This window comes from Candidatus Melainabacteria bacterium, assembly GCA_003963305.1.
Taxonomy (GTDB): Bacteria; Cyanobacteriota; Vampirovibrionia; order Obscuribacterales; family Obscuribacteraceae; genus PALSA-1081.
The window spans coordinates 41,493-64,803 of the sequence record RXJR01000009.1; the positions used below are offsets into that span (position 1 = coordinate 41,493).

At 47.2% G+C, this 23,311-nt stretch carries 22 protein-coding genes; 4 read left to right on the top strand and 18 right to left on the bottom strand.

Going from position 1 to position 23,311, the window contains the following annotated elements; genetic code table 11:
- Positions 1–2 precede the first annotated feature (2 nt).
- Positions 3–1,277, bottom strand: a complete 1,275-nt coding sequence (locus EKK48_10235; protein ID RTL42363.1) for a hypothetical protein — start codon at positions 1,275–1,277, stop codon at positions 3–5.
- A 52-nt stretch (positions 1,278–1,329) separates the two neighbouring features.
- Entirely contained in the window at positions 1,330–2,019 is a 690-nt protein-coding gene (locus EKK48_10240; protein RTL42364.1) for a hypothetical protein, read from the bottom strand.
- 355 nt (positions 2,020–2,374) lie between these two features.
- Here EKK48_10240 and EKK48_10245 point away from each other — a divergent pair, with 355 nt between their 5' ends.
- Positions 2,375–3,337, top strand: coding sequence for a hypothetical protein (locus EKK48_10245; protein ID RTL42365.1), 963 nt, complete (start codon positions 2,375–2,377; stop codon positions 3,335–3,337).
- A 105-nt stretch (positions 3,338–3,442) separates the two neighbouring features.
- Here EKK48_10245 and EKK48_10250 read toward each other — a convergent pair whose 3' ends face one another.
- Complete coding sequence (locus EKK48_10250) at positions 3,443–3,568, bottom strand: hypothetical protein (GenBank protein RTL42366.1); 126 nt, start codon at positions 3,566–3,568, stop codon at positions 3,443–3,445.
- 1,304 nt (positions 3,569–4,872) lie between these two features.
- Between EKK48_10250 and EKK48_10255 the strand changes: the two genes are divergently transcribed.
- Entirely contained in the window at positions 4,873–5,292 is a 420-nt protein-coding gene (locus EKK48_10255) for a hypothetical protein (GenBank protein RTL42367.1), read from the top strand.
- 28 nt (positions 5,293–5,320) lie between these two features.
- Here the strand turns inward: EKK48_10255 and EKK48_10260 are convergent, their stop codons facing one another.
- The 4 genes from EKK48_10260 to EKK48_10275 form a co-directional block, all read right to left on the bottom strand.
- A complete protein-coding gene (locus EKK48_10260) occupies positions 5,321–6,262 on the bottom strand; it encodes a hypothetical protein (protein RTL42368.1) in 942 nt (313 codons plus the stop codon).
- Positions 6,263–6,511: 249 nt separating this feature from the next.
- The gene (locus tag EKK48_10265) at positions 6,512–7,543 is read right to left on the bottom strand and encodes a hypothetical protein (protein RTL42369.1); all 1,032 of its coding nucleotides are present in this window, start codon (positions 7,541–7,543) and stop codon (positions 6,512–6,514) included.
- A gap of 165 nt (positions 7,544–7,708) precedes the next feature.
- The gene (locus EKK48_10270; GenBank protein RTL42370.1) at positions 7,709–8,191 is read right to left on the bottom strand and encodes a hypothetical protein; all 483 of its coding nucleotides are present in this window, start codon (positions 8,189–8,191) and stop codon (positions 7,709–7,711) included.
- A 129-nt stretch (positions 8,192–8,320) separates the two neighbouring features.
- Complete coding sequence (locus EKK48_10275) at positions 8,321–9,019, bottom strand: hypothetical protein (protein RTL42371.1); 699 nt, start codon at positions 9,017–9,019, stop codon at positions 8,321–8,323.
- A 550-nt stretch (positions 9,020–9,569) separates the two neighbouring features.
- Between EKK48_10275 and EKK48_10280 the strand changes: the two genes are divergently transcribed.
- On the top strand, positions 9,570–10,082 hold the full coding sequence (locus tag EKK48_10280) for a hypothetical protein (GenBank protein ID RTL42372.1): 513 nt from the start codon (positions 9,570–9,572) through the stop codon (positions 10,080–10,082).
- Between the two features lie 53 nt (positions 10,083–10,135).
- Here the strand turns inward: EKK48_10280 and EKK48_10285 are convergent, their stop codons facing one another.
- Positions 10,136–10,381: a hypothetical protein gene (locus EKK48_10285; GenBank protein ID RTL42373.1), complete on the bottom strand. Its 246-nt coding sequence runs from the start codon at positions 10,379–10,381 to the stop codon at positions 10,136–10,138.
- A gap of 221 nt (positions 10,382–10,602) precedes the next feature.
- Here EKK48_10285 and EKK48_10290 point away from each other — a divergent pair, with 221 nt between their 5' ends.
- Entirely contained in the window at positions 10,603–11,478 is an 876-nt protein-coding gene (locus EKK48_10290; GenBank protein RTL42374.1) for a hypothetical protein, read from the top strand.
- Between the two features lie 151 nt (positions 11,479–11,629).
- Here EKK48_10290 and EKK48_10295 read toward each other — a convergent pair whose 3' ends face one another.
- From EKK48_10295 to EKK48_10340, 10 genes are all read right to left on the bottom strand, one after another.
- Entirely contained in the window at positions 11,630–12,199 is a 570-nt protein-coding gene (locus EKK48_10295; protein RTL42375.1) for a hypothetical protein, read from the bottom strand.
- 238 nt (positions 12,200–12,437) lie between these two features.
- Complete coding sequence (locus tag EKK48_10300) at positions 12,438–12,644, bottom strand: hypothetical protein (GenBank protein RTL42376.1); 207 nt, start codon at positions 12,642–12,644, stop codon at positions 12,438–12,440.
- A 57-nt stretch (positions 12,645–12,701) separates the two neighbouring features.
- Positions 12,702–13,163, bottom strand: a complete 462-nt coding sequence (locus tag EKK48_10305; GenBank protein RTL42377.1) for a hypothetical protein — start codon at positions 13,161–13,163, stop codon at positions 12,702–12,704.
- Between the two features lie 44 nt (positions 13,164–13,207).
- Positions 13,208–13,435 (bottom strand): hypothetical protein, encoded by a 228-nt coding sequence (locus EKK48_10310; protein ID RTL42378.1) that lies wholly within the window; start codon positions 13,433–13,435, stop codon positions 13,208–13,210.
- Positions 13,436–13,525: 90 nt separating this feature from the next.
- Complete coding sequence (locus EKK48_10315; GenBank protein ID RTL42379.1) at positions 13,526–14,248, bottom strand: hypothetical protein; 723 nt, start codon at positions 14,246–14,248, stop codon at positions 13,526–13,528.
- A complete protein-coding gene (locus EKK48_10320; GenBank protein ID RTL42380.1) occupies positions 14,245–14,745 on the bottom strand; it encodes a HEPN domain-containing protein in 501 nt (166 codons plus the stop codon). Before EKK48_10320 ends, EKK48_10315 begins: the two co-directional genes overlap by 4 nt.
- Positions 14,746–15,098: 353 nt before the next feature.
- Positions 15,099–15,554, bottom strand: coding sequence for a hypothetical protein (locus EKK48_10325; GenBank protein ID RTL42381.1), 456 nt, complete (start codon positions 15,552–15,554; stop codon positions 15,099–15,101).
- 119 nt (positions 15,555–15,673) lie between these two features.
- Entirely contained in the window at positions 15,674–16,609 is a 936-nt protein-coding gene (locus EKK48_10330; protein RTL42382.1) for a hypothetical protein, read from the bottom strand.
- 238 nt (positions 16,610–16,847) lie between these two features.
- Positions 16,848–17,309, bottom strand: a complete 462-nt coding sequence (locus EKK48_10335) for a hypothetical protein (GenBank protein ID RTL42383.1) — start codon at positions 17,307–17,309, stop codon at positions 16,848–16,850.
- A gap of 73 nt (positions 17,310–17,382) precedes the next feature.
- Positions 17,383–23,292, bottom strand: a complete 5,910-nt coding sequence (locus EKK48_10340) for a hypothetical protein (protein ID RTL42384.1) — start codon at positions 23,290–23,292, stop codon at positions 17,383–17,385.
- Positions 23,293–23,311 lie beyond the last annotated feature (19 nt).

A 23,311-nucleotide genomic window follows, 5' to 3' on the forward strand; every position in this document is an offset into this window, starting at 1 on the left:
CTCTATCCTTCGTCAACTAGTCGCAACTTATTTTTTACACATGATGCACAGCACATTGATGAGCCAAATTCGCTTCCGAATTGCATTGATGTTGAAGCATAGCCAGCGCCGCCGCCCACGTTGGCACCAATAAACGTTGATGTTGAGGGGAAGTACACCGCGTAATTGAAATTACTACTACCCGCATTGTTCCAGCCTGAGCCGGGACTTGCGACTGGGCTTCCAGGAGGATTCGGATTTATTCCTAAAGTCCCCCAAGTCCCTTGCTTGCACCAGATAACTTTATGAGTACCCTTCGGGCAAGGTGGAGTGCATTTGGCCTTTTTAATCGCTGGAGTCGGATCGGAGCCTTTACCCCAGAAACAATTCTTTTTGTAGACCGATTCCGGTACCACACCAGGACCAAGACCAAGATAGAAGTCCACGACTGAAATACATCCAGGACCGAATACTCCGGAAGGCGCGCCAGTCATCCCTTCAAAGCTATCCATAATATAGGTACCCATTCCGGAAGGAGGCGCAGATATGACATTTCCTTGAAGTCCACTAGGATCGATAACGCTCGTGGGGAGATTGTAAGCATAGGCAAACAGGTTGTTATCTCCAGTCTCCCCTATTGGATCTCGACTAATCCATCTGCCAAGCGCAGCATTGTAGGCTCGATATGTCGTCAGGTTCAGCCCACTTGGACTATGTCCATAATATCCAGCATACCGTAGATCTGAACTCTGTGCGGACGCGATCTGGGTCACTCGTCCAAATGGATCGAACGCATACTGTGCCTGTATCACGCCACTGGTGTCTGTCATCTCGCGAATTGATCCAAGTTGATCCTTAGTGTAGAAATATTTTGATCCGCTGATTGTCTGTCCGTTAGAGAAGAATTTCTTCGTTGTGCTCCCAGCGCCATCCCTTTCTTCACATCGAGCACCGCCGCACCAAACAAATTGCTTTGTGCTCGTCGTTGAACCACCAGAGACCTCAACAATCTTTGCGCAAATCCCGTTTCCGTCGAATGTAAACTGGCTATTATTCCCAGACCCTGGATAAGTAATCTTGATCAACCGATTCTCAGCATCCCAAGAATATCTATTGGTGCCATCGCTAGTCATATTGCCGTTCAAGTCATAAGTAAGTGTAGAGCTCAACCCATTATTGACGGACTCAGCATAACCATTAGTCTTAGAATTGTTGCTGCCATCTACCGCCGTTACAGCCACCTGACTGACTCCTGCTGGCACAAGCTGATCGTCGACAAAATTTTGCGACCAATTCATTGTCGCGCTATTGTCTATGCTAAGACCCTGCGCCAAAAACGTTGTGTCGGCATTAAATGCTGTCGCTAATCCCGCCGCTATCGTAGCCAGCGTGTCTGTGGATAGAACTGTATATGATACCGAATGCTGCCCACCTGCGAACACTCCATTCAAGCTGGTGACGGTGAGCACATCGCCTGCTGTTGGCGTACCGCCAATTGTCAGTGATGTGGTTCCTCGATTTTTGAGCAGCAAAAGTTAAAGTCTCAGTGGCCCCGCCACTTGTAGTAGCCGTGTAGTTGGTGTAGGCGAGCAATGTCACTTTCGCAGCAGTTGAGATTGCAGTCAGTTTTGCCGCTTGCAGATTGACATCTGCATTGATTGCATTTTTAAGAGCGGTGGCAATGCTTGTTGGCGTATCACCGCCAAGGACTGAATAGCTGACCACCTCCTGCCCCATCGGCAAACTTCCGTTATAGACCGTAATCGCAACAATATCCCCGGTTGTTACCGTGCTTCCGATTGTGATGGCAGCCGAGCCGCGGCTGGCGTTTGAGATTGAAACCGTCTCTGTTCCACTTGAGCTGCCATTGTAATAAGTGAACGGCAGAAGCGTCACCACATTTGCAGTGGAAGTAGCTTGTACGCCAACTGCTTGCAGCGAAGAATCAGCATTGATAGCGTTCTTCAATGCGGTGGCAATCGTCGTTGTCGTATCGCCGCCCGCAACCGTGTAAGAAATCGTCTTCTGCCGCCGCTTCAATTGGCATTCTGCATTGTAATCGAGGCGACGTCACAGCAGTGATGGAGCCTGTGACGGTGGCTGTCGTGCTTTCGTACCGATGAAGGTACCACCTATTATTAGAATGTCGATACCAATTCCTATTAGGGCATGACTAGCGCAAGTTACGGATTCAGTGCACTATTGGTAGTGCTAAGTATGTGTGCAGCAATCTGGAACGTTGAGAAAATGCAAGTAATTGCCGCGTCTGCGGGTCCAACAAGTTTAGGTGTTTTTCTTTATTTGATAATCGCCTTCGCTGTCGATGCCAGCAGGGAACAGTTCGCGCGTTAAGTGTTAGACATAGAATTTGACAGTGAGAGCCAATGAACGGAAAATGAATAAAAGACACTTTCCTTTCCGCCTGCACATGATAAATAAGAATCTACCCTCAATACCCTACGATAATTCAGAATTGCGCGAATTGGTGCAAGCTAAAGGCGGTTGGGTCCAATTACTTGACCCGAATTACCATCCAACCGAAGAGTTATATGAACAATTCAAGAAATTTAAATTCGATCACAAAAAGTTCGACGAGCTGAGAGTCAATGCAAAAGAAATCTTTACTTTGGAACTAGCAGTTCATCTTTACTGGTCTTGGAGATGGCTTTTAGACGGTACTTTACGACTACCTCGTCCTGCTCAATCGCCATTTGAGGATCAAGTACGGTGGCAGGACTTTCCTCATTCAGACTATTGGTATAGCGAACGAGTTCGAGAAAGATTGACACGGTTTCAAATCACAAAAGATGCAATTGAGGACTGTATATTAAGTGATGCCGAAAAATTTCCACCGTGGAAGCCTCCAGCATCTCGTAGTTTTACTAAAGATTTGGCTCTAATCCCCGAAAATACAGCAAATGATGCGGTAACGCCGATTCCCGGACTTGAGCGACGCTATCTACTTTTGATTGCTTTAGCCGCGGGGAAAGGCTTGTCTATCGATGAACTTATGCTCGTAATCTTTCTTCTACAGAATGAAGTGAAGACATTTTTTCTATCAACAACTTATTCTTTCAGGCTATACCCGTATGGTGCACATTGCGATGCTATAAAAGACGACATTTACAAGCTTGTTGAGGATCAGATGGTCCTGATTGATCATGCAGGGTCTCCCACAAGTGAGCTGTGGTTATATTCAGCCAGCGAAAAAGGCAGTGAGTTGGCGGAGAAGACCGTTAGACTACTATCGACCGACTTGACTGGAATTTTGAAAGACACGTTAGTTCAAGTAAAAAGACAGCCCATTGCTAGTCTCAAAACATCACTCTATCGAAGATACCCAAAACACCGGGGTTGATTCTGGGCGAATTTAATATCATCATCACGATTAAATCTGCCGACTAACTCAGATAGATTTAGACCTTAACTGACCTGCTCCCCAAAATTCGAGCCAATTAGAAACTTAGACAGCTGCCTCCAGGTGTGAGTTTCTAAATTCCAGCCGCGTTTGATAGTTCAGCGCGCTGTGCGGTCTTTCGGTGTTGTATTCGATGCACCATTTCTCGATCTTCTGCTGTGTTGGCACCATCGTCGCAGATCAACCGGTTTTCCTAAAGCTCCTTGCGCCAACAAAACCACACTGCCAGTCAGTGGTGTTCTGACTTAGATTCGATTTTTGGAGCGCGTATGAATACGCACCCCAGTTCTATCTTCTATCTATCTTCTGCCCGCTTTGTAATCGGACCATAGCGACGAGTTTTCAGGACTGGTGCGGAAACATGATCGGAGACGGTCAGAAATTCTCGGAGGCGAGTATAGAAAGTCTACACATAGAGGTTCCTGTACACCGAGCAAGCCTGGTAATGGTTGCGCCCCATTCTCTCCAATGCCCCAACCTGAGTGATTTAGATCCCACTGTAAAATATTGCATGTCAGAAGAAGGCAGAAACAAGAATTTAATTGCAACTGGATAGTCTTGTTGTTTTTGTCGGCCAAGAATTTTCGCAGAAAATATGACATTATGCCAGTACTGACGATTAGACTGAACAACAGCCAACCACCAGAGTCAAGTTGCAAAAAAACTAGATTGACAGTTGTAGATTTGTAGATAAACCACGCGCCGGCCCATAGTAAACAGGTAACTCCAAGCATTCCCAAAATCATGGTAATAGCCTCAAAAGGTGAATGTAATTCTTAGCTTAAAGACTAATTTTGATAACGCAATACGTAATCATACTGCCCTACTCGCGTCGCTCTTCCAGACTCAGTTTGCTTTTGCGGTCAATGCACTAAACATGTCTACAACATTTCGGCTATGAGGTGGAGGAACTGATTCTCCGATCTGAGTCTGTGCCCTGCATGAAGCTATTTCGGCGCAAGGACGAACTGGCTTATTCGCAATCATTCTGACTGGACACCTCCGAAGTCCCCCTGTAAAGCACTCTTGGTGCTGGGTCAGGCACATCGAGAAAATGAAAAATCGTCCAGAATACGATCACACAGAAAAGCCAATAGAAACAACGCTGCCATGCATCGCTATAAAACAAACCAAACCAAAAAGTTGGCCCTATCCACGGGAACAACAACAAGATTGCAGCCAGTCTTCCTTTAGTGATCATCACCGCACAACACTCTCCGGCTAAGATCACCAGCCTACAAAATTACTCATGGCTCTTGAGCTACTGTCAAACACTATTTGAACTGCTTGCTACGTTGCAAGCGATTAAACATGGGAGCAGTACAAAAACAAACTCGTCAATATAAAACCAACCCGCACACTTGTGTTATCGCACCTTTATGCCAGAATAGTCAGAGTCAACCTTCCTTCGAGAATTGCTTCCAGTGAGCAATAGAACCTCCATATACATTGCCTTAGCGTCAGCTGAAGTCAGAATGCTTTGCTTGGTAGTGATGGTCACTGTTCCTCTTCAACTGGTGTACGGTGAAGAGAAGAAGCTGGACGCGCATTGTGAGTTTCCGCCGCATCACGGAAGCTGGGATCAACCTGGTCCTAAGTTCGAGGCGAAGTGGTCGATAATGAAAAGCAGTGGTTGTTTTAGCAAATCGCCTCAGGGTCGCATTTCGAAAACAAACACTTATGGCCAATGGGTGACAGCCCCAGTCACCTGCTCGTTCTTAGTAAATGAACAGGGAAATCCAACAATGACAAGAGTAGAGAGCTCATCCGGTAATCTGCAAACTGATCAAATTGCACTGAATTTGATTCGAAAAGGAGCGCCGTACTCGTTTCCTCCTCGAACACGAATATACACTTACTTCACTGAGTCAAATTTGACTATCGTACTTCGATAGCGCTTCTCATCAACTCGAACCTGTCCAGCTATCGCGGCAGGCGAAAAGACGTGATTTGCCCTCTGTCGTCAAAGCCAACAAGAACATAGCGGCTATTTCCTGAACTGAATTTGGGCAGCGACGATAAGCTCAGAAATGCTGACACGTATTTACTGTGTCTCTCTTCAGGCAGTGGAGACGAAAAGTAAACGGGCGCAACGATGGTTCCCGCGGATGAAATCTCCATTAAACAGCGCGTACCTACCACGTTGAGGTTCCGGTTATTTAGCTGATGCATAATTTCAGCAGTTGTCCGTTGAATCCATCCTGCGTCTTCAGGACTCAATGCCCGCTCGTAATCTTGTTGATTCAGCGGCACGAGAACAGGAAAGGGAGGCACACAGCTTTTGATGGCACCGGACACAGTAGGCGATGACATCGGCAACACCTTAACCAGGTCACCATCATGCTGAAATAATATCTTCAAAGCCCCTTCGTACGGCGGCTCCGTCTTTAATGGGGAGACAGCTCTGATCAGTCTGGCTGCTATTGCATCATTTCTTTCATTACCGGAGCTATCTGCTAATCTCATCGACAAGATTTTCCCATTTACATCTATTGACACCATATACGATACCGTGCCTGTAACGAGCGCCCGGCTTGCGTTATAACGCCCCGCCAGATCGGAGTGCACCACAATGCCATCAGCAGACATAATTGCCAACCTGATCTTATTGAATTTCGAGAACTTGTTGACGCGCTCAAAATCACAGTGAACACCTCGGACAGGTGCTGGAGATTGCTCCACTTCCGCCTGAGCTGCCATGGTGTTGACCAATAAAAGCGACAATATCAGTGAACCAATCAATGCACTAAGCCCTCTGTCTGTCGGTTTGATAGAAAGTGCGATTAGCCTACCCTCAAGAAACACAGAACACGGAGCTATACATTCAACGACCGGCGCAACCTTGTTCAATATGGACTTGTGCATTCTCTCAAACCAGTTTTTTACAAAGAGGTAGCAGGGCGTGTTACCGGAAATGGTTACCCTTCTATACCTCCCATAGTATTGACAAAAATACTGAAAGCATCAATGTGCATTCTACGCATTAAGACCGCAATCGTATGGAAGTCAGGCTCATATTCTTGGACCCGAGGCTGAAGGACGGTTCTTGCTAAATGTGTTGAAATTGCAGGCAAATATGCCGGATAGGTCCGCTCATTGAACACTTCAGCATAATTACTTGCACTCCCGCAACGCTTGCTTAGTTAAACTCACACCAAGCGAATCACTCGCCAGTACTTTCTCCTGCGACGCCAACAATTTGTTCAATAACTCTCTGGCTAATTGTGGGTTGTCCTTACCCACTTTTGTACAAACAACAATAACTCGTGCAGCCATCGTGGCCCCATCGCACGGCACTTCAGGTAATAGCGAGCAAGTTCCACTATAGCGACTGAAACCTGTTGTCAGGTCGCACTGCAAGGCTTTCTCCAGAAAACTTTTGCATTCATCATCCCTGTTTTGTCCTGCTAAGAACGCAAATACCAGGTAGTTCATACCAGCTATTCTCATCCGATCATTTGGACGCAGTTCTTCAACTTTACCCAGTGACGACTTAAGAAACCTCTCCAGTTCTTCTGCATGACCATCTTTCACCAGGCAATCGAAATAGATAAGCCCAAAGGGAAAGAAACAAGAAACGAATTCATCTGTTCTGAGGTAATGATCGAATGCCTCTTGGGTCCAATGAAGACTAAGGCTAGACTGCTTATGTTGCATGGCCTCGCAGGCCAGGTTCATGCAACAAAACATCTTCGTCTTCTCGTCTTTAGCCAGCCTTAGCTTCTTCAACGCATAACGATGCGCTGTACTTTGCGAACAATCACTCCACGCTGCCTCATAAGTTGCATATTCTGTTGCTCTCTCGTCAGTCAGACTTAACGCACGTTTATACAATCTTTCTTGCTCAGCGAAACTTCCCGGACTGCGATCATGAACCAGCAAGCGAGCCAGCTCGTAACACCTTTTGGCTACCAATTTCTTGTTTCTTGGTCTCGCCCTCTCCGCATCTAACAGCGCCGCTCGAAATTTTGGTATATCTTTTACAAAATCTGCATCGGTAACACGTTCTTTTACCTGCACTGTGACTTTACGGTGATGATCCCCCTCACCACCGGACCCCAAAGCAACTGAACAGTTGCTCCCGACTAAGAAGACGAAAGAACCGAACGCACCGAAGACACATCTCCAGACAATCGAATTCTTCACTTCAATCCTCACGCACCCTTTTCTCATTACATAATTTGCTCAGGCTTATCACACTTTTCCAGTTTGTGCATGGGTGCCACCTGCGATTCCGCGCGTCAACTTCGTTTCTATAGCGCTGTTTCTCTCAAAACATACCATTTTTCAAGTCTGGATCAGCTCTTCCATTCAAGCTCTTCCCTGCACCCGCGCTTTCGCCTTCATTCGCGCTGGATCACCGAAGTAAAAATCTTTGATATCAGCAATTGCCTCTTCAGCCGAATCCCACACATTATAGAAATCTGCCGGTCCCATGCCACCAACACAATCCACTCCATAAACAACCCACGTCTCATCCAGATTTTGATGAAAGACCAGCACAGCCGCATCTGATTTAGGGTTCAATCTCTCAGTCACCAGCTCGCCATTCTCCTCCAGCAATCTAACCGTATCGGTCACTGCGAATGCGGCAAAACCATTGCCACCAGCCTCTATCGGCTTGTAGATACACACACCATGATTGAAACAGTGCGGCGCAGCAGTAAACCAGAGACCCAGATCACGCAATTGATTCAAATATTTCTCAGGGATAATAGTTGATTCCGGACAAACATGTTCCCACTCCTTATCAGAACTGCTGCAGCTCTGAGTTAACTGATTACCTTCACTCATAACAAACCTCTTGATTGTGATCTCCACTTACTGTCTTAGTCACTAACTCCGACGCCCCTGAGCATCCTCACTTACATCCGAAGGAGGATACCTCAGCATCCGTCCTCTCTTCTTCTATCACACACCTGATTAATTGCGTGCAGCATCACTGTGCTCACCGCGAACACCATCACCACGAACAACATTCCCGCGAACCCCATCCCCACGACCAGCATCACAGACGTGCCTCATTCCCATTCTCAGGAAGCACGGCTTAACCCAGGCACCACAATCCTGACACGGAATCATCGGCTGCCCACAATCCTGGCAGAGTTTCAGCTCGCCCATCTCACTGATGCGCAAGTTCTCCAGCCGTTTTTCCACCCCCGACACACTCGAAACAGCTCCCTCACGGCTCGCCATGCACCGCTCAACATATTCGGGCATGAGCATATAAAGACTGTTGGTGTCATAAAGCCACTCGCCAAATATTCCTGTAACGAACTGATACCTGGTTGATAGCTTCACCGTCAGAGGCCAGAGCTGATCATCGAAATGTGTTGCTGCCATGCCAAAACGCTGTGCATGCATGCGCGCTTGCACCAGCTGCAATGCTTCTGCCCAGGCATCCAGATGTCCCAGCAAATTCTCCAGTTCACTCTTTCTGGCAGCGTCTCTGTAGAAGTCCGACTTCGCCAGTTCAGCGATTTTCTTTTCTAACAGACCCTTAACGGCGTCTTTCTTGCGCAGCATTCTGGCGATCTGATCATCCATATCAGAAGCTTTCACCACGCCAAAAAAACGCGTCAAGCAAATCAAACTATTAAATAACTCAGATATTCTAAACATCGGATTGACCTCTCAGTCGTTCTACTCGGTCGATGCGCAAAAATCACTGATTTTTCCCGCAAACGACATCGATTCACCGATGTGCAATTTAGTAACTCAATAATACCAAAAAATTAGTGGTGAATTTGTGAAGTCTGAGATCGGTTTACCCAAGGGGAACGGCGCCATTAATAGGTGGTTGCCTGCGCGTCATGTAGGATTGAATATTTGATTCAAACCCGCTCAATCTCCCCTCCTTCAAATGTTTGTAGATTGCAGCAAACAACTGCATCTAACTATAAACGGCAATCTGCAAAATCAGCGATATTGAGCAGGTGGCAACGCCTCATTTAAAACACGACATGTGCTCAAGACTTCCGCTCTGTAGCCAGCGGCCAGCTCCTCCAATCTGACGTCCAAACGTTTCAGAAGATCTGGATGCCTTCCAAACAGTCGATCGACGCCACATCACTCGAATTGTCTTAACTCTGCCGGGTAGGAACCACCGCAAGCTACAATAATGTCAGAGAACACTTGCATCAATAACTGACAATAAGGACGGTTCTTACGAATGAAAAATAGCAGAGCAGTTTTACTAATGCTTCTTGCCTTGACTGCGTGTCCAGCGCACGGCAGTCAGATGCCTCCTAATGACGATGCGCCTGATTTAATCGAAGCAAAGAACGAACTTAAGCCATGGCTGACTAAAGTTGAAAGCCGTATAAAAAGTTCGAGACACTTTCAAAGCGCATCCGCTCTTTTAAAATGCGCACCAAATGTTGACAGCAGAATAACGATTAGCTTTTCAGTGGATAAAAATGGCAGTTGCAACAACATCTTAGCGGTTGATTCCACAGGGTCAAAAGACTTGCTGGAAAAAGGAGTTCAATTAATCAGGGATAGTGCGCCATTCGATGAACCACCAAACAATTTACCTCATAAAGATCAGTTCGGTATAAAAGCTAAGTTAAGTAAAGATGAGACTGGTGCAACTAATGTTGTGTGCTCATTAGGACGATTAACGCGGCAAAGAATTGGAAAGCAGAGTTTGCCAGTACAACAATTTAGACGACAAGGTATTTAAAAGCAGTGCAAGCAAACCCGCTTGCACTGCCTAAGTTAATCCATTCTATGGCTCTATGGCGCAATATTGCACGCCGCACTTGGACTCACTGGCGTTGTGGCAGGCTGAGCGTTGCCCAGTAATTCTTGCGAAGCCCATGCCTTTACGCAGAAGAAGAATCCGTTGTCCATGATCTGATCGCTCATCGGACGTGCTCCCAGCATGCCCACAAGTTCATAAGCGAACGCCTGTGCGTGTATCTCCTGAAGATTCTGCAGATAGCCTTCCAAGATCGACCAACCATGCCCTGATTTTGCCAAAAATCCTCAGTAAATTCTCTTCAAAGTACATGAACTGATACGCGCTCTGAGCATATCGTCACGCTCAAAGCATAGCCGTGCTCAACACACGCTGAGCACATCGCGCCTCCTAAGCACATCGCCGCACATAGCACATCGCACATCGCAACACTCATCGCCACACACAGCAAGTCACCACACAAAACACATCACCACAAATAGATAACCACGAGGTAAACCAAGTGAGTCAGGACACATTCGTAGACAAAGTTAGCCGTGAAGCAAGCATCGTATGTAATGGCACCGGGGAAGGTACATTCAATGAAATCTGGCGACGCGCCCAGGATCCAGCCAGCCTGTGCGGCACAGTGGCCAAAGACATGCTCATGACCACAGCAACAGCTGCTGTGTGCACAGCCGCTCCTGAAGTCGTTCTGCCCGCGCTCGCGATAACAGTCGGCTCCATGCTGCTCGAAGACGACACACCACGCAAGGAAGCCTGGGCCCGAAACGCCCGGTTGTTCGATGCTTGCAAGTCAGCCTGGAACGATCCAACTCAAGAACTGAATGCGAAACGAACCTTCGCTCACGAACTGGGCAAACCTGCCTTCGAACTCCTCTTATGCTCCACCACATTAGGGCCCGGATTCACTTTAGGAACACGCCTGGCTGAAGGCAAACTTGCTCAGATAGCTGAAAAAACTCTGGCCGGCAAAAACATGGTCATGACGGATCTCGGCGAAGGCACTTTTCAAACCAGAATCGGCGACAGCCTCGTGACCACAAAAGCCGACGGCACCGTGTACAAAGAATTCGACAATGGCTTGATTCAACGCCATATCCCAACCGGCAACGGCGAGTACATTTTTACTGAGAAGAGACTAGGCGGTGTGCTGACAATGAATCTCCCCACAGGCACTCGCATGATCGAATTGCCGGGCGGCAGACTGTACACTTTCGAACCCGATGGTACCTGGATCGTCAAACGCCCATCAGGCTTGCGCCTAACAAGCAATGCAGACGACACCATTCGCACATTTACGCATCCGAACGGCACCGTGACAAAATTTACAGGCAATCAGAAGGAAAGAATTTTTCCGACTGGACTTGATTCGTGACAGAGAGAAATCGGCATTCGTTGACAATAGGAAAATGACTATTTCGGCAGTAAACAGGCAAGAATAAAAGCCTCAAAAGAAGCTGCGGGTTAAGAAAAAATGGAAACGACCGAGTTGTTGTTCAATGTCGTGCGATTTAGAACTAAGACATTTAAAGAGCTAACTCGGCGTCGGAACCGTTCCTAAACCGTTTGCTATTGTTCCAGGCGTCGAGCGTTTTTGAAGTGCTGTTTCCTGCGTAGTCTACTAGCAAAATTTTCTCATTACATGTTGCACGATTTAAACGACTCCACATGTATACTTTGCCATCGGCTTTCCAAAATTCAATTTCAACTCCGCGCTCAGAAGGTAAATTGTTTGGAATATTGGAAAAGTGACTGGTTTGAATTAGGGATATTAACTCTCTATCTACAGCTTTGGAACTTGAATTTTCTAACACAGACAAATTTCTAGCTATTCCATCCCGCTCCACAGTGAAGGTGCACAGCACGTTCTCATTTTGTTTAAAACTTTCGGCGATGGCGGAAACGAACTTATGATAATGGGGCTGTGTTCGAAGTGTCTGCTCAAAATCATCAAACCAAGGACTCAAATCTAGGATCGCTTTATGTTCTACTTCGGATGTATAAGACAGGAAACTTGCAGAATTGTGGTGCCCCGCGAATACTGCTGAGCTGCTCAAGGAGAAGACAATCAAAAAATTGTATAGGTGCTTTTTCACTGGCTATACTCATCTCGGCTCTTTATTAATGTACAGCATTTTCGGCTCGTTCATCTGCGAAACAGAACTATCCACTTTGGGCATGTTCCTACAAGATGCTATGCAAAAAGAGATCTCGCTTTCGTCGAATTGACAAGCCATCTTACAGCGCGGATTTTGAAACTGAAGCCGGAAGATTCCACCGGCTGCATTAAACGAACTAGACACATCATCGGTTCGGCGACTTAGTGCCTTTAGACTAGCCTTCATCCTTCAACGGCGAATCGCTGATCATCGTCCGATTCGGATGTGTGCAGCAGTAAGTCCCATCTTTGTTCTCGACGACTTCCAGCCAGTGATACCTTTTGCTCTCATCAATATTGACGAGATGCCAGAGACAGCCGTCATGCTTGACGATAGTAAAACCCACTTTCACCGGCATGCCCGCGAATTTCTTATGACTCATTCAACACCATTCCTGCCCTCTCTCTCAGGCAATACGCGCAGTACGCACGTATTGCTTCTAAGTATCGAACTCCCCATTCCACGGTGGAGAAAATATGAAATCATTAGGCAAAAGCTGCACGTACCCTGCATTGTGATTCGCAACTAGCCCAAAAGTGCAATCATCTATTGTAGTTTTGAACAGACATACAGAAATATCTCTAAACTGAACGCCACTCAATTCCGAGATAAAAGTATCCAGTCTATCTTTCGCAAGTTCAATAACCTTCCCTTCTCCGTCCGAAGTGCGACCAGCAAACCAGTGCTTTGTCTCAACATGATACCCCTCCGAATCGAAGAGATGGAGTATCGAATACCATTTCTTGTAAGGCGACCAGTCAGCAGGAAGTGGCATCGACATATGATTGTCGAAGTCGGCGACAACGAAACCCATAAACATTTCGCCGTTGTTAAACGTTCCAATATTGCGAGTATACGAATTCTCTATTCTCGCAATTGGAATTCTCGTCGGGAGTTTCATATGTATTGCCGTGCCAAAACCATACCGAACATCTTAGTGCAGGATTATTTCGCCTTCTTGCGCGTATAACCAGCCACTTTGGTACCGTCTTTCTTTGTGTAACCCTTCACTTCAACGGTATCGGCAGGCGCTTTATCTTTGACTGTGCGCGTGTAGCCTTCTACTTTCGTACCGTCTTTCTTTGTATAGCCTTTGACTCTTACTTCTTTCGCAAAAGCACCACATGTAGTGCCCATAACAAAAACAAACATCAATGCAATTATCTTATTCATTTCCACTCCTACAATTCTTGTCCCAGACACACGATATTATCGCATGCCCCCATGCGCCTGCCCTGATCCGCAACCTAATTACAGCCGATGCTATCTAATCTCCGCACTACCGTGCAGCTGGATCCGCACCTTCTCCAGCAAAGCTTTTTCTGCCCGAAGATTCCGAATTTGCTCATCAGTCAACTTCAGCTCATCAATCTTGCCAAGCTCTCTCCCGATCTCCTCTAGTGATTGATCAACACTCCGGTTCACAGCATCAACTTTACGCTCATATTTTGCAGGTACACTACCACCCGGAAAAAACTGCGGGAAATTGTGCTGAGCCCAGATCAATGACGGCACATATGCGTAATTCATAAACAAAACTGTCAGCACACACATCGGCAGCCCGTACAACAAAATCCCTCTATATGGCTCATGAGCCCTTCTCCAGAGAGGATTCTTAAAAGCAGCTGGCTCTTTAGCATCCACCGAGATTTTCTCAGCCGGTAGAAAGTCCCGAAGCTTCAGCAGTTGATTGCCATACGTGGGCGTACTGCTCTGAGTCACTACAAAATTGATGCTCTCAGCTTCTTCTAACTCATGCGCCAGGGAATAAAGCGCGAAGTTCTCAGAGTCATCGACTCCGGCCGTAGACAAACTGACCACAAGCAACACACTCACGTCATCGCGCTCACGCTCTACATATCTGATCTTCGCAGAGGGAACCACTTTCTGCGCCTTCTCCAGTAAAGCAGCAATGACCTTGCGCTCCGCTTCCGTTGCGTTCGCTGGGTCATTTTGCACCTGGTCTGCCTGCACCAATTTTGTCATAAAGGTCCTTCCTGCTGCTCCACAAGTCCCACGTCTGCTAAACCTAGTTGTCCATGTGCATCCCAGCGATCACCAATCAGCTCAAATACTACATTCCTCACTTTTCCCGCTATCTCCAGTGATTTTGCCGCATCACTACGACTGAAATACCTTTCGGTTGGAGCAATATAATCTGCATCATTACGGCGCTCCCGCATTATGTCAATCTCGGTCGCCAGCGCCTTGTGCTTATCCCAGACCTTATGCTTTTTCACAAAATTGCGAAACATGATACTTTGCCGCTCATGAGACCAGTTCGCTCTGTCCTGACCGGGCTCGTCAGTCATATCCTCATAAGTTGCCGCTGTGACAATCTGCATTACCGCATACCACGCCCTGTTACAGACACCACGATAGAGCTCTTTCTCCATCTCAATCTGCGCACTGAAAAAAGACATATCAGACTTGATTCTGAACGTCCGCGCTCTTTCTTTCCGCTCATCAATGCTGATAGTCATGCTCTCTACGCCGGATCCCTAATAAATCAGCCAAAATCGTTCTACTACTCTATCAAACTTGACACAACTCCTCCAACGCCCCGGGTCCTGTCAGCTTTCTGGCATGTAAGGGCTAACCACTATTCCAATGTCGCTTATATCTAAAAAAGAACAATTTAGGCTATTTAGACTCAAAGACAAAAAACTAGAATAGTAAATAAGAAAAGAAGAGAGAAATAGTCTAAATTATCGAATTACTAATTCGAATTAGCCTATGGACAACAACAAAATAACAGAGTGGCGAAGCACAATTTGCACCGAATAGCAATCGCAGGTGCGCCGCCCACAACTTTGTCCTCGCTAGATTCTGCTATTTAGCTGCTGGCGCTTCTAATTCTCTTAACTCTGCAAAGCATTAAGTAAGATTCGAAGAATAATGGTGCCTTAATGTGCAACGTCCAAGGTAGGTCATTTAAATTACTATCGCTCGGCAAACGATAACTATTCTTTTTGTGCCGGTCGCTGCATTGCCGTATTAACCAATCAATTTCAAAACCAAGTGCACCTTCACCCCCGAACAACATGAGCTTGTTAGCTGCGCAAACCGGCCAAACTTCATCTGTCAAAATGAAGCTTAACTCCTGTAACGAGAACCGTGTTTTTGAAATCTGATCACCGATACAGCTGAGCTCTTCATCAGACCAATTGCAATCTAAAAACAGCTGAGAAAAGGCATGCCAAACCAATGCGCGCTCTCTATCCACATTATGTTTGTCTGCATGGTCATCGCAGTTCAGCACAATCAAATAATCTGTAGAATTTTGCCCCATAGCTGTCCTTAAGAATCATCCTGATACAGCAGTATACTGCGTGTTGCGAAGTGGATGGTTATTAACTAAACATCCACTTCTATACTAGAACCAATCTGTTAGTGCGAAAACAGCAATTGTTATCTGCCAAAACTTAAGACAGCATTACTTATGACACGTAGTGAAAATAAGTCGATGTTTTCGTAATTAATGCGATTGAACATTGCAGCTGAGATGCTTCTATCCGTCGCAACAAGTGTCGCGAGAGCAATCAGAAAACTTCCCTGCATTGAAGGATGATGTCCATCTAAATCGTACAACTTAAGTGACTGCCTATTACTGATTCTTAGATGGTTCCAAATTGTTCCGACCGGCAGTAATTTGACCATGTCACGGCGAGCAAGGTCCTCATAATTTGCTTTAGACTCTTCGGCCCACTGATCATCGTCTACATACGTTTGAAAAAGCAGCGGATTTGCATGAACCGATCTAACTTCCTTGACAAATGCTTCTATATATTCGTTCTCCTCGGCGGTCTCGGAAAATTCGGTATTGGTCTGATCTTGAAGTATTACAAAATCCCAGGGTCCAAATTCGCGAATGAACTTTCGTGCTGCATTTGCATCCCAATGATCCTTCAATGAATAATTGTTGCCAACTACATACGCGACTTTGGCACGCTTTTGTGGATCTATTGCTCCCGTTAAGTCTGCAAATATCTTCGGTACGTTATGCCAGTATAGAATGCTGTTTCCAATGAACAAAACCTTCAATGACTTTGGCGAACTACCTCTTGTTAGAAGTCCACTCTCAACAGGGTAAGCAGCAACCTGCGCGTTGTTCTGGTTCCTTACGGGGGCGTGTTTTTGCTTAGTACATCCAGTAATCGCAAAAATCAGAATGAGTACAATCAAACTATTTCGCATAAGGTTGGCGAGTGTCAATCGATCAGATCCCGCAGCACACGCCAAACTCATAAGGGTGGTCGAAACATTCATTTCTCTACCGTCTACAACTTCAAAAAAATTGACTCGTTCGAAAAATACAATTGGAATACGCTTATTATAGCTGTTCAAAACCTTTTATTCGGCGTCTTGTAGATTCAAACCAAATGACTCGTTGCGTTTGCGCAAAGGAATTGTAGAACGCATTTTTCATTCCAACTCACGATGAATTTGACCGCGATCGCCAACGGTGTAGTCGAGAAAAGAACCAATATCTAAAAATCGAAAATATTCGATTTTAGAGAAAAATTGAATAGCACTTCAATAAAGTAGCAGCATTGTTAGAAAGCAATTGGGAGCAATCTTTCAGTTAAATTCTTGCGGGCTGGGGCACAGCAAGTAGTCGGACAAGAAAAAGTGATTCATGCTGATTGAATACTAGATCTAAAAGATGCCCAGTTCGCTTGTAACGCAGTCTCAAAAACAACCTTTCGTCTACGCCTGGTTTATCAGTTAACACTTGCGAATCGCTCGGACCCAGCTTAGATTTGATATCATTCGCCGATTCACCGAAAGCAATTGAATCTGGCAATTCACCTAAGAAAACATCATAGTTGGTGGCGTATTCTGGACCATACAAAATAACCGTTGAGACGTTCCTAGAGGCACCACGCGCAATGATTTCGACACCAGTTCTTCGAAAAATGTAATAAGTCAGACCTTCGGGTTTCGGAAGCTCATCATCATCATCAGATTGTTCACCAATCAAATGTAGCAAATTAGTGTCAGCAATAGGAATTCCCATTGCAACAGTAAAATCAGTATATTTCATTATTAATGAGTCCTTTATGGAAGCGAGAGGTTTCCCTCTCGCTTAAGGTAAACACATTGTCGTTGGTTATAGGTTAATTGTAGTTGATACGGTTGGGCATGGGATTCAGGTATTTACCATTCATCCATTTTTGAAACTCGCTGGGTGATTTCTCATTAATTGCACGGCGTATTTCGCTTCGGTCATTTTCGGTCAAATCACCCTCCCACTGGTCCATCGAGTCTTGTGCACCGTCTCGAATATCTCTAGCTCTTTGCGCGTCTTCAATTGCTTTTGCCAATCTCCCTTCTGTTTTTGGATCCGGTCTATTATCAGGATTGCCTTTATTTTTCTTTTCATTCTCTTTCTCAGTTCCATTCTTGTCATCCGGTGGGTTAGGACTGGGTGAAGGATTCTGCTTGTGAATTTTTGGACCGGATGATCCTTCATCTGTAGTACGCACCCTTTTACCTTCACCGTCAGGTTTCGGAGTGTAATACCAAGGAATAAAGTATGGAGGAACCGACACGCCCGGCTCGGGCTCGAGCGGTGTACCTTCCGGCATTCCTGTCGGCGGGTGAACCAAAGGTCCTGGTTTTCCTGGCACAAGCATCGTGCTCTGTACAGCTCCGAATATCGTGCCTGGAGCAGTTCCTGTTAGTCCATAAGGATCGTTTAGCCGCATGGGATCGTTCGAAACGAAAGAATAGAGGTTATCCCCCCCGTCGTACCCAATAACGTCCGGTTGTAAGAATCTTCCAGTGACCGGCGAGTAATAGCGAGACTTGAAGTAATACAACCCAGTCTCCGCATCATATCGCTGTCCCTGGAACCCGATAGTTGTCCCTGCCATGTTGGCGCTTTCACCAAATGGCGAGTATGCATAGCGATTAGAAACAACGCCTGAGCTGTTCGTGATTGCCACTACAGACCCCTGGCGTCCCTGATGGAAGAAAGTGACAACGCCCGCGCTCGACACCTGGACCATCGGGTCATCCAAACCAGGACCGTACACATATCGGTTTTGCAGAGTGCCTGCAACCCCGTCATAATCAGCGATGCGCTGCCAACCAGAATAGATGAAGCGCGTTTTTGCCGAACCGACCACTTTCTGAGCCTGTCGATGCAGCGGATCGTACACGTATGATGCACTGACACCGGTTTTGGTGGCAGAGATCAAGTGATTCTCTGTGTCGTATCCAAAGGTCCAGGTTCCATCACCAGTCAAACAGCCATTGGTATTGTAGCTCTGTGCCACGCCCGCAATGTTCGGATACTGGTTGACCCCATTTGCAGGACCATAGCTCGAGCTACCTACAGCAGCCGGATGCCACACGAACAAACTATCGCTAACGCTCTGACTGGTCAGCTGATGAACTTTATTCGAACCATAAGTGAAGCTGACATTGGACCCGTTAAACGCATGTGTCAGAGTGGCTGCGTCGTCATCAATCTCGTAGCCGAGATTTGTGACAACGCCATTGCTGAACGTCATCGTTTTACGTCGGCTCAAGGAGTCATACTGGAAAACTACCGCGCTTGCACCAACCGCGCCATTCAGCTTGATATCAGTGAGTCGATCCAGTTCATCGTAGACACGATCCACAAAGTAAGCATCCGGATAGGTAGTCTTTGTGATATTGCCGTTGTTGTCCAGCACGTGAACAACAGTTTTAGAGTCTGGGTACTGCTCCTTGAAAGCACGACCGGCTGTATCATAGAAATACTGGAAATCACCAGTAGACGGATCCCCGGCGACGACCGGTTTATTGCCCTTCGTCAGGCGCCCGGCCAGGTCGTAAGTCAGGGTCACCTGAGCCTGTCCCTGCGGTGTCCGAGTTGCAAGCCGGTTCAACACATCGAAGGTATTGACGATCGTATTGCCGGACCGGGTCACTACAGTGAGAATGTTACCGTTGGCGTCATACGACTGATTCTGCAAGAAGCTGTTGTCCGGGAAAGTCTCCTTATCATTGCGATCGAAGCCGTCGTAAGTGAACGTTGTTACGTTACCGCGGGCATCCGTGAGCTGGTAAAGCCGTCCGTTGACCGTGTAAGTACGAGTTTCGGACATTACGTTAGTCGGGTCGGTAATCGTGTAGACCAGGTCCCGAGCATCGTAAGCAATCGAATAGCTACGATTCTCGGCATCGGTAATCTGAGAAAGCCGGTCTGCCAGATCATAAGTTAGCGTAAAGACGTTGCCGGACGGATCGATCACAGTCTTACGCTTACCGGACAGCGAGTAGGTAATCGAAGTAGTTTGCCACGGATTGAGCACGTCATCCGTCTGTTTTTCCACCTTGATTGGTTGACTGTTGTCGTCCCATGTCCATTTAGTGACGTAGTTAAATGGCGCCGTTTCAGTCTGCTGATAGGTACGACGCAATACATCAACCAGGAAAGTGGTCGTATGTGACCGCGCATCGATGATGCTTGTGACATCACCAACACCGTTATATCCATACTGAGTCGTCAGGTTGAGATGCGGCGCAATGCCAAAGTCAACCACTTTCGAAAGAAGCTTTTCAGTGGTTGCATCATAGTTGTACTGGGTGACGATGTTTGTTTCGTCAGTCCGCGTCAGAACCTGTCCCCGACCATTGTATGTATAGGTGACAGTCGGTGTTTGTCCACCTATCACCGGTCTCTGGATTGTAAGCAAATTTCCAGTAGCAGGATCGTAATTATAAGTTGTAACGTTGCTCCGACCATCCTGCGCTGTGTGCACCTTGTTATAGGTTGCATCATAGGTAAAAGTATTGACGATGTTTGCCAACGGCGATCCGGGTTTCGGAGATGCGGTAGCCGTCAAAACATTGTTCATGTTGTCGTACGTATACGACAGGGTATTGCCCTCGGGATAGCTAATAGACGTAAGACGACGACGACCGTCGTATACTCTGGCTGTCTTATTGCCGAGCGCATCGATCGAGGCGACGATATCGCCAAACCCATTGAAATACCAAACCTTGTTATTTCCCACAGGGTCTGTCTGCTGGGTACGTGCACCCGCAAACCGGTAAACAGACAGATTACTGAGCGCATCAGACTGCGTCTGAATACGCCCGAGCGTATCGTAGACATTGGTGAAAAGCGTAGACGCAGGATTCTGCGGCGCAAACATCTGTGTCATCAGCCCAGGCTGTCCATAAGCATACGTTGTGAGCTTGCCGTTCGCGTCAGTGAATTGCGTCAGATTCTTGTTCACATCGACAGAATAACTGACACTACGGCCGGTGCCATCTGTCACCGAAGTCAACCTGCCACTGGTATAGTTGAGGGTCAGCGTGCGCCCCATTCCGTTGGTGACGCTGGTCAGTACCCCTGCGGTGTAGTTGAGAGTGACCGTGACTCCGAACGGATAGACAATAGTCGAAACGTCACCTGCACTATTGAAATTGTAGGTCACCTGATCGGGCGTCTTGTATGAATAGAGACCACCACTCAACGTCAGGGAACCCGTCAATCCAAGTGGAGAATGATAGGAACCATCTGGCAGCTTGTAGAAGATCTCTTCGGTTGTCGGCGTCTTTAAGACCACAGTATTCTGGGCCATTTGTCCAATCAGCCAGTATTCAGACAGTGCTATGGCAGCCGCTGCCACAGTTGTATATCCGCCCGAGAACGTTGCTGCAATGTCAGTGGTTGCAAGCACTGAAACAATCGCGGCTGCAGCTTCAATAGGCGAGTCATCTCCAAGCCCTTTATTTCCGTCACTGCTGACTGCAACATTCCATTTGTAATTGTGGGTCCACCCCAACCCTAGTACTCCATCGTTGAACCGGTTTGAGGAGTCATAGAGCGAATCGAAAGCTAGCGTGTATGGGAAGTCACCACTGCCCAACGAAAGGTCAGTCTTGTTCAAGCTGAACGCGCCGGAAAATACATCAATTGGATCGCCAATCTTTTCACCCTGCCCAGGCTTCGGCTTCCGCGGTCCACCAAGGATGCCATTAATGATACTGGTAATGGTATCAAGCTGGGTGTTGTAGCCACCACGCAGTCCACCTGAAATAAATCCGGCGCCGTTGCCAGGGTAAAGTTGCATCCATGCATCGCCCTGCCAGTGATCGAAAGTCAAATCACCGTGTTGTGACAGGAGCTGTTGCGGATTAAGCAATCCAACTGCATATTGGTTCCACAGAACCAATTGACTCTTAACGTTGGCAAGGTTAGCCTGAGTCGTATAGAAGATTTTGTAGCCCAACTGGCTCGCCGCAGGCACGTACGTATTAGCGGAAAGTCCCGAGTTAATGTCCTGGCGTAAAACAAGAGCTTCCAGGCTAGAGTTGTGAACACCGGCAAAACTCAGGCCTGGCTGGGCAGAAGGCAAACTGTTGTTCATCAACAGATTGCTTAAAACTAGAGATCCCAGGTCGAAGCTAAAGTCTGGATAGTTCGGATCGTAATGAATCAATCCCACAAAATTGTGGAAAATTGCAGAATAACCGCCACCAGTGTTCATCGTTGCTAGAGCAAGAAGAATACCTTTGCAACTCTGCGCATAATAATCCGCCCCCGCAACAGCTTTTGCCTCACCATAAACGGCCTCAGCGGTCAGAGGCAGTCCACTGGCAATAGCCTGTTGCATCAGGCTTCGATGATGATCTGCCATTCCACGTCCTGGTTTACCGAATCCAAGCTCGATATAACCAAAGGAACCGGCGTTGTAGAACGCGTTGTTACTGGCGCCGTTGGGATATGCGTTATGCACAATAGAAATGTTCGTCCCATTAAACTGATTTGTCGCCGTTGCAAGAATCACTCCGTCCAGAGCTAGCTGGGCAAAACCACTTGCTTCCGCATAAATGTGTAAGCGACGTCCATAAACCTGGTCCGATGTAAAAGTCAAACCAAAAACGTTGGCAAAACTCAACGTAATTGAAATCTTGTAGCTGTCCGGAATATCACCCGTCCAGATCGTCGGCACATCCCCCACGGTCTCGTAAGGTAGCGCTGTTTGGAACAGCGGAATGGTCGCCGGCACAATCTGCCTACCACCTACGACATCGTCCATGGTGGCATCAGGAATGTTGGTCTTGATGTAATTGACCAGATTGGACGCATACGTTGCGAGCTTAGTGTTCATCGCCGCGTGATTGAGGTTCTGAACGAAATCGCCATTCGGATCGATGGTCGCACCGGTCGTCATGGCGTTGATCAGGTCGGCCTGCACGTAGCCGGTAGCAGTCTGCAGGTTAATACCTGTTTTGTAGGTGTGAGCCTTAAAGGCCGGGTCATAAACATACAAGGTGCCGCCGATGTCCACCTGCACCCAGCAGTGCAAGAGCGTGATCGTGTTGAGGCTGCCATCACCATTGATATTGTAGGTGGTGGGCTGACCTCCGTTCCAGAAGATATCGTTAGCACGATTCGCATTCGCTGCATCAGTGGCGCAGCCGAGCCAGGAAGCCACCTGCGCTGCACTTAATGTGATCTGTCCAAGCACGTAGTTTGCCGTATAGCCAGCCTGCCGCAACAAAGCGACCATGAGCATTGCCTGGTCGAATGCAGAGCCCGCACCGTCAAGCAGGGCGCCAAATGGACCTTTCGACACGCCAAAGGCCGGATAGTAGCTGATGTTGTCGTGAACGAACTGGTAAATCAGGTTCGGATCATTGTTGAGAGCCCGAGCAAGTTCGGCAATTGAATCAGGTCCTTGCACCACTCCTGAATCAAGGAAAGCAGGAGCAATAGCGCTGCGACCGTTCAGTTGTTCTGTGGTGAAAGTCGTACGCGGCACAGGACGAGTGCTGAGGATACGCTTCGCCTCCTCGGGAGTCCAACCCGGCATGGACACTTCACGGACCTGGCTGAAGGGCGCAGAAGCCCCCCCTGAAACCACCGCGGTTTGATCTCCAGCAGCTTCTACTTGATCTGGCATTGCGGTATCCTCAGTGGTTTGATGAATGTCAGACAAGAGCGGCACGTTCGTACCTGCCTCAATCTCTTTGCTCTCCGGGTTTTCATTGTTATCCGGTATCATTTTTAGTCCTTTCATGTTCAGTTGATGTGTGTAG

Bases quoted from the DNA above. Each gene is read 5' to 3' on its own strand.
- EKK48_10235 (RTL42363.1), bottom strand. From the start codon at position 1,277: ATGAATTGGTCGCAAAATTTTGTCGACGATCAGCTTGTGCCAGCAGGA.
- EKK48_10245 (RTL42365.1), top strand. From the start codon at position 2,375: ATGAATAAAAGACACTTTCCTTTCCGCCTGCACATGATAAATAAGAAT.
- EKK48_10250 (RTL42366.1), bottom strand. From the start codon at position 3,568: ATGGTGCCAACACAGCAGAAGATCGAGAAATGGTGCATCGAATACAAC.
- EKK48_10255 (RTL42367.1), top strand. From the start codon at position 4,873: ATGCTTTGCTTGGTAGTGATGGTCACTGTTCCTCTTCAACTGGTGTAC.
- EKK48_10260 (RTL42368.1), bottom strand. From the start codon at position 6,262: ATGCACAAGTCCATATTGAACAAGGTTGCGCCGGTCGTTGAATGTATA.
- EKK48_10270 (RTL42370.1), bottom strand. From the start codon at position 8,191: ATGAGTGAAGGTAATCAGTTAACTCAGAGCTGCAGCAGTTCTGATAAG.
- EKK48_10275 (RTL42371.1), bottom strand. From the start codon at position 9,019: ATGTTTAGAATATCTGAGTTATTTAATAGTTTGATTTGCTTGACGCGT.
- EKK48_10280 (RTL42372.1), top strand. From the start codon at position 9,570: ATGAAAAATAGCAGAGCAGTTTTACTAATGCTTCTTGCCTTGACTGCG.
- EKK48_10300 (RTL42376.1), bottom strand. From the start codon at position 12,644: ATGAGTCATAAGAAATTCGCGGGCATGCCGGTGAAAGTGGGTTTTACT.
- EKK48_10305 (RTL42377.1), bottom strand. From the start codon at position 13,163: ATGAAACTCCCGACGAGAATTCCAATTGCGAGAATAGAGAATTCGTAT.
- EKK48_10310 (RTL42378.1), bottom strand. From the start codon at position 13,435: ATGAATAAGATAATTGCATTGATGTTTGTTTTTGTTATGGGCACTACA.
- EKK48_10315 (RTL42379.1), bottom strand. From the start codon at position 14,248: ATGACAAAATTGGTGCAGGCAGACCAGGTGCAAAATGACCCAGCGAAC.
- EKK48_10320 (RTL42380.1), bottom strand. From the start codon at position 14,745: ATGACTATCAGCATTGATGAGCGGAAAGAAAGAGCGCGGACGTTCAGA.
- EKK48_10325 (RTL42381.1), bottom strand. From the start codon at position 15,554: ATGGGGCAAAATTCTACAGATTATTTGATTGTGCTGAACTGCGATGAC.
- EKK48_10335 (RTL42383.1), bottom strand. From the start codon at position 17,309: ATGAAATATACTGATTTTACTGTTGCAATGGGAATTCCTATTGCTGAC.
- EKK48_10340 (RTL42384.1), bottom strand. From the start codon at position 23,292: ATGAAAGGACTAAAAATGATACCGGATAACAATGAAAACCCGGAGAGC.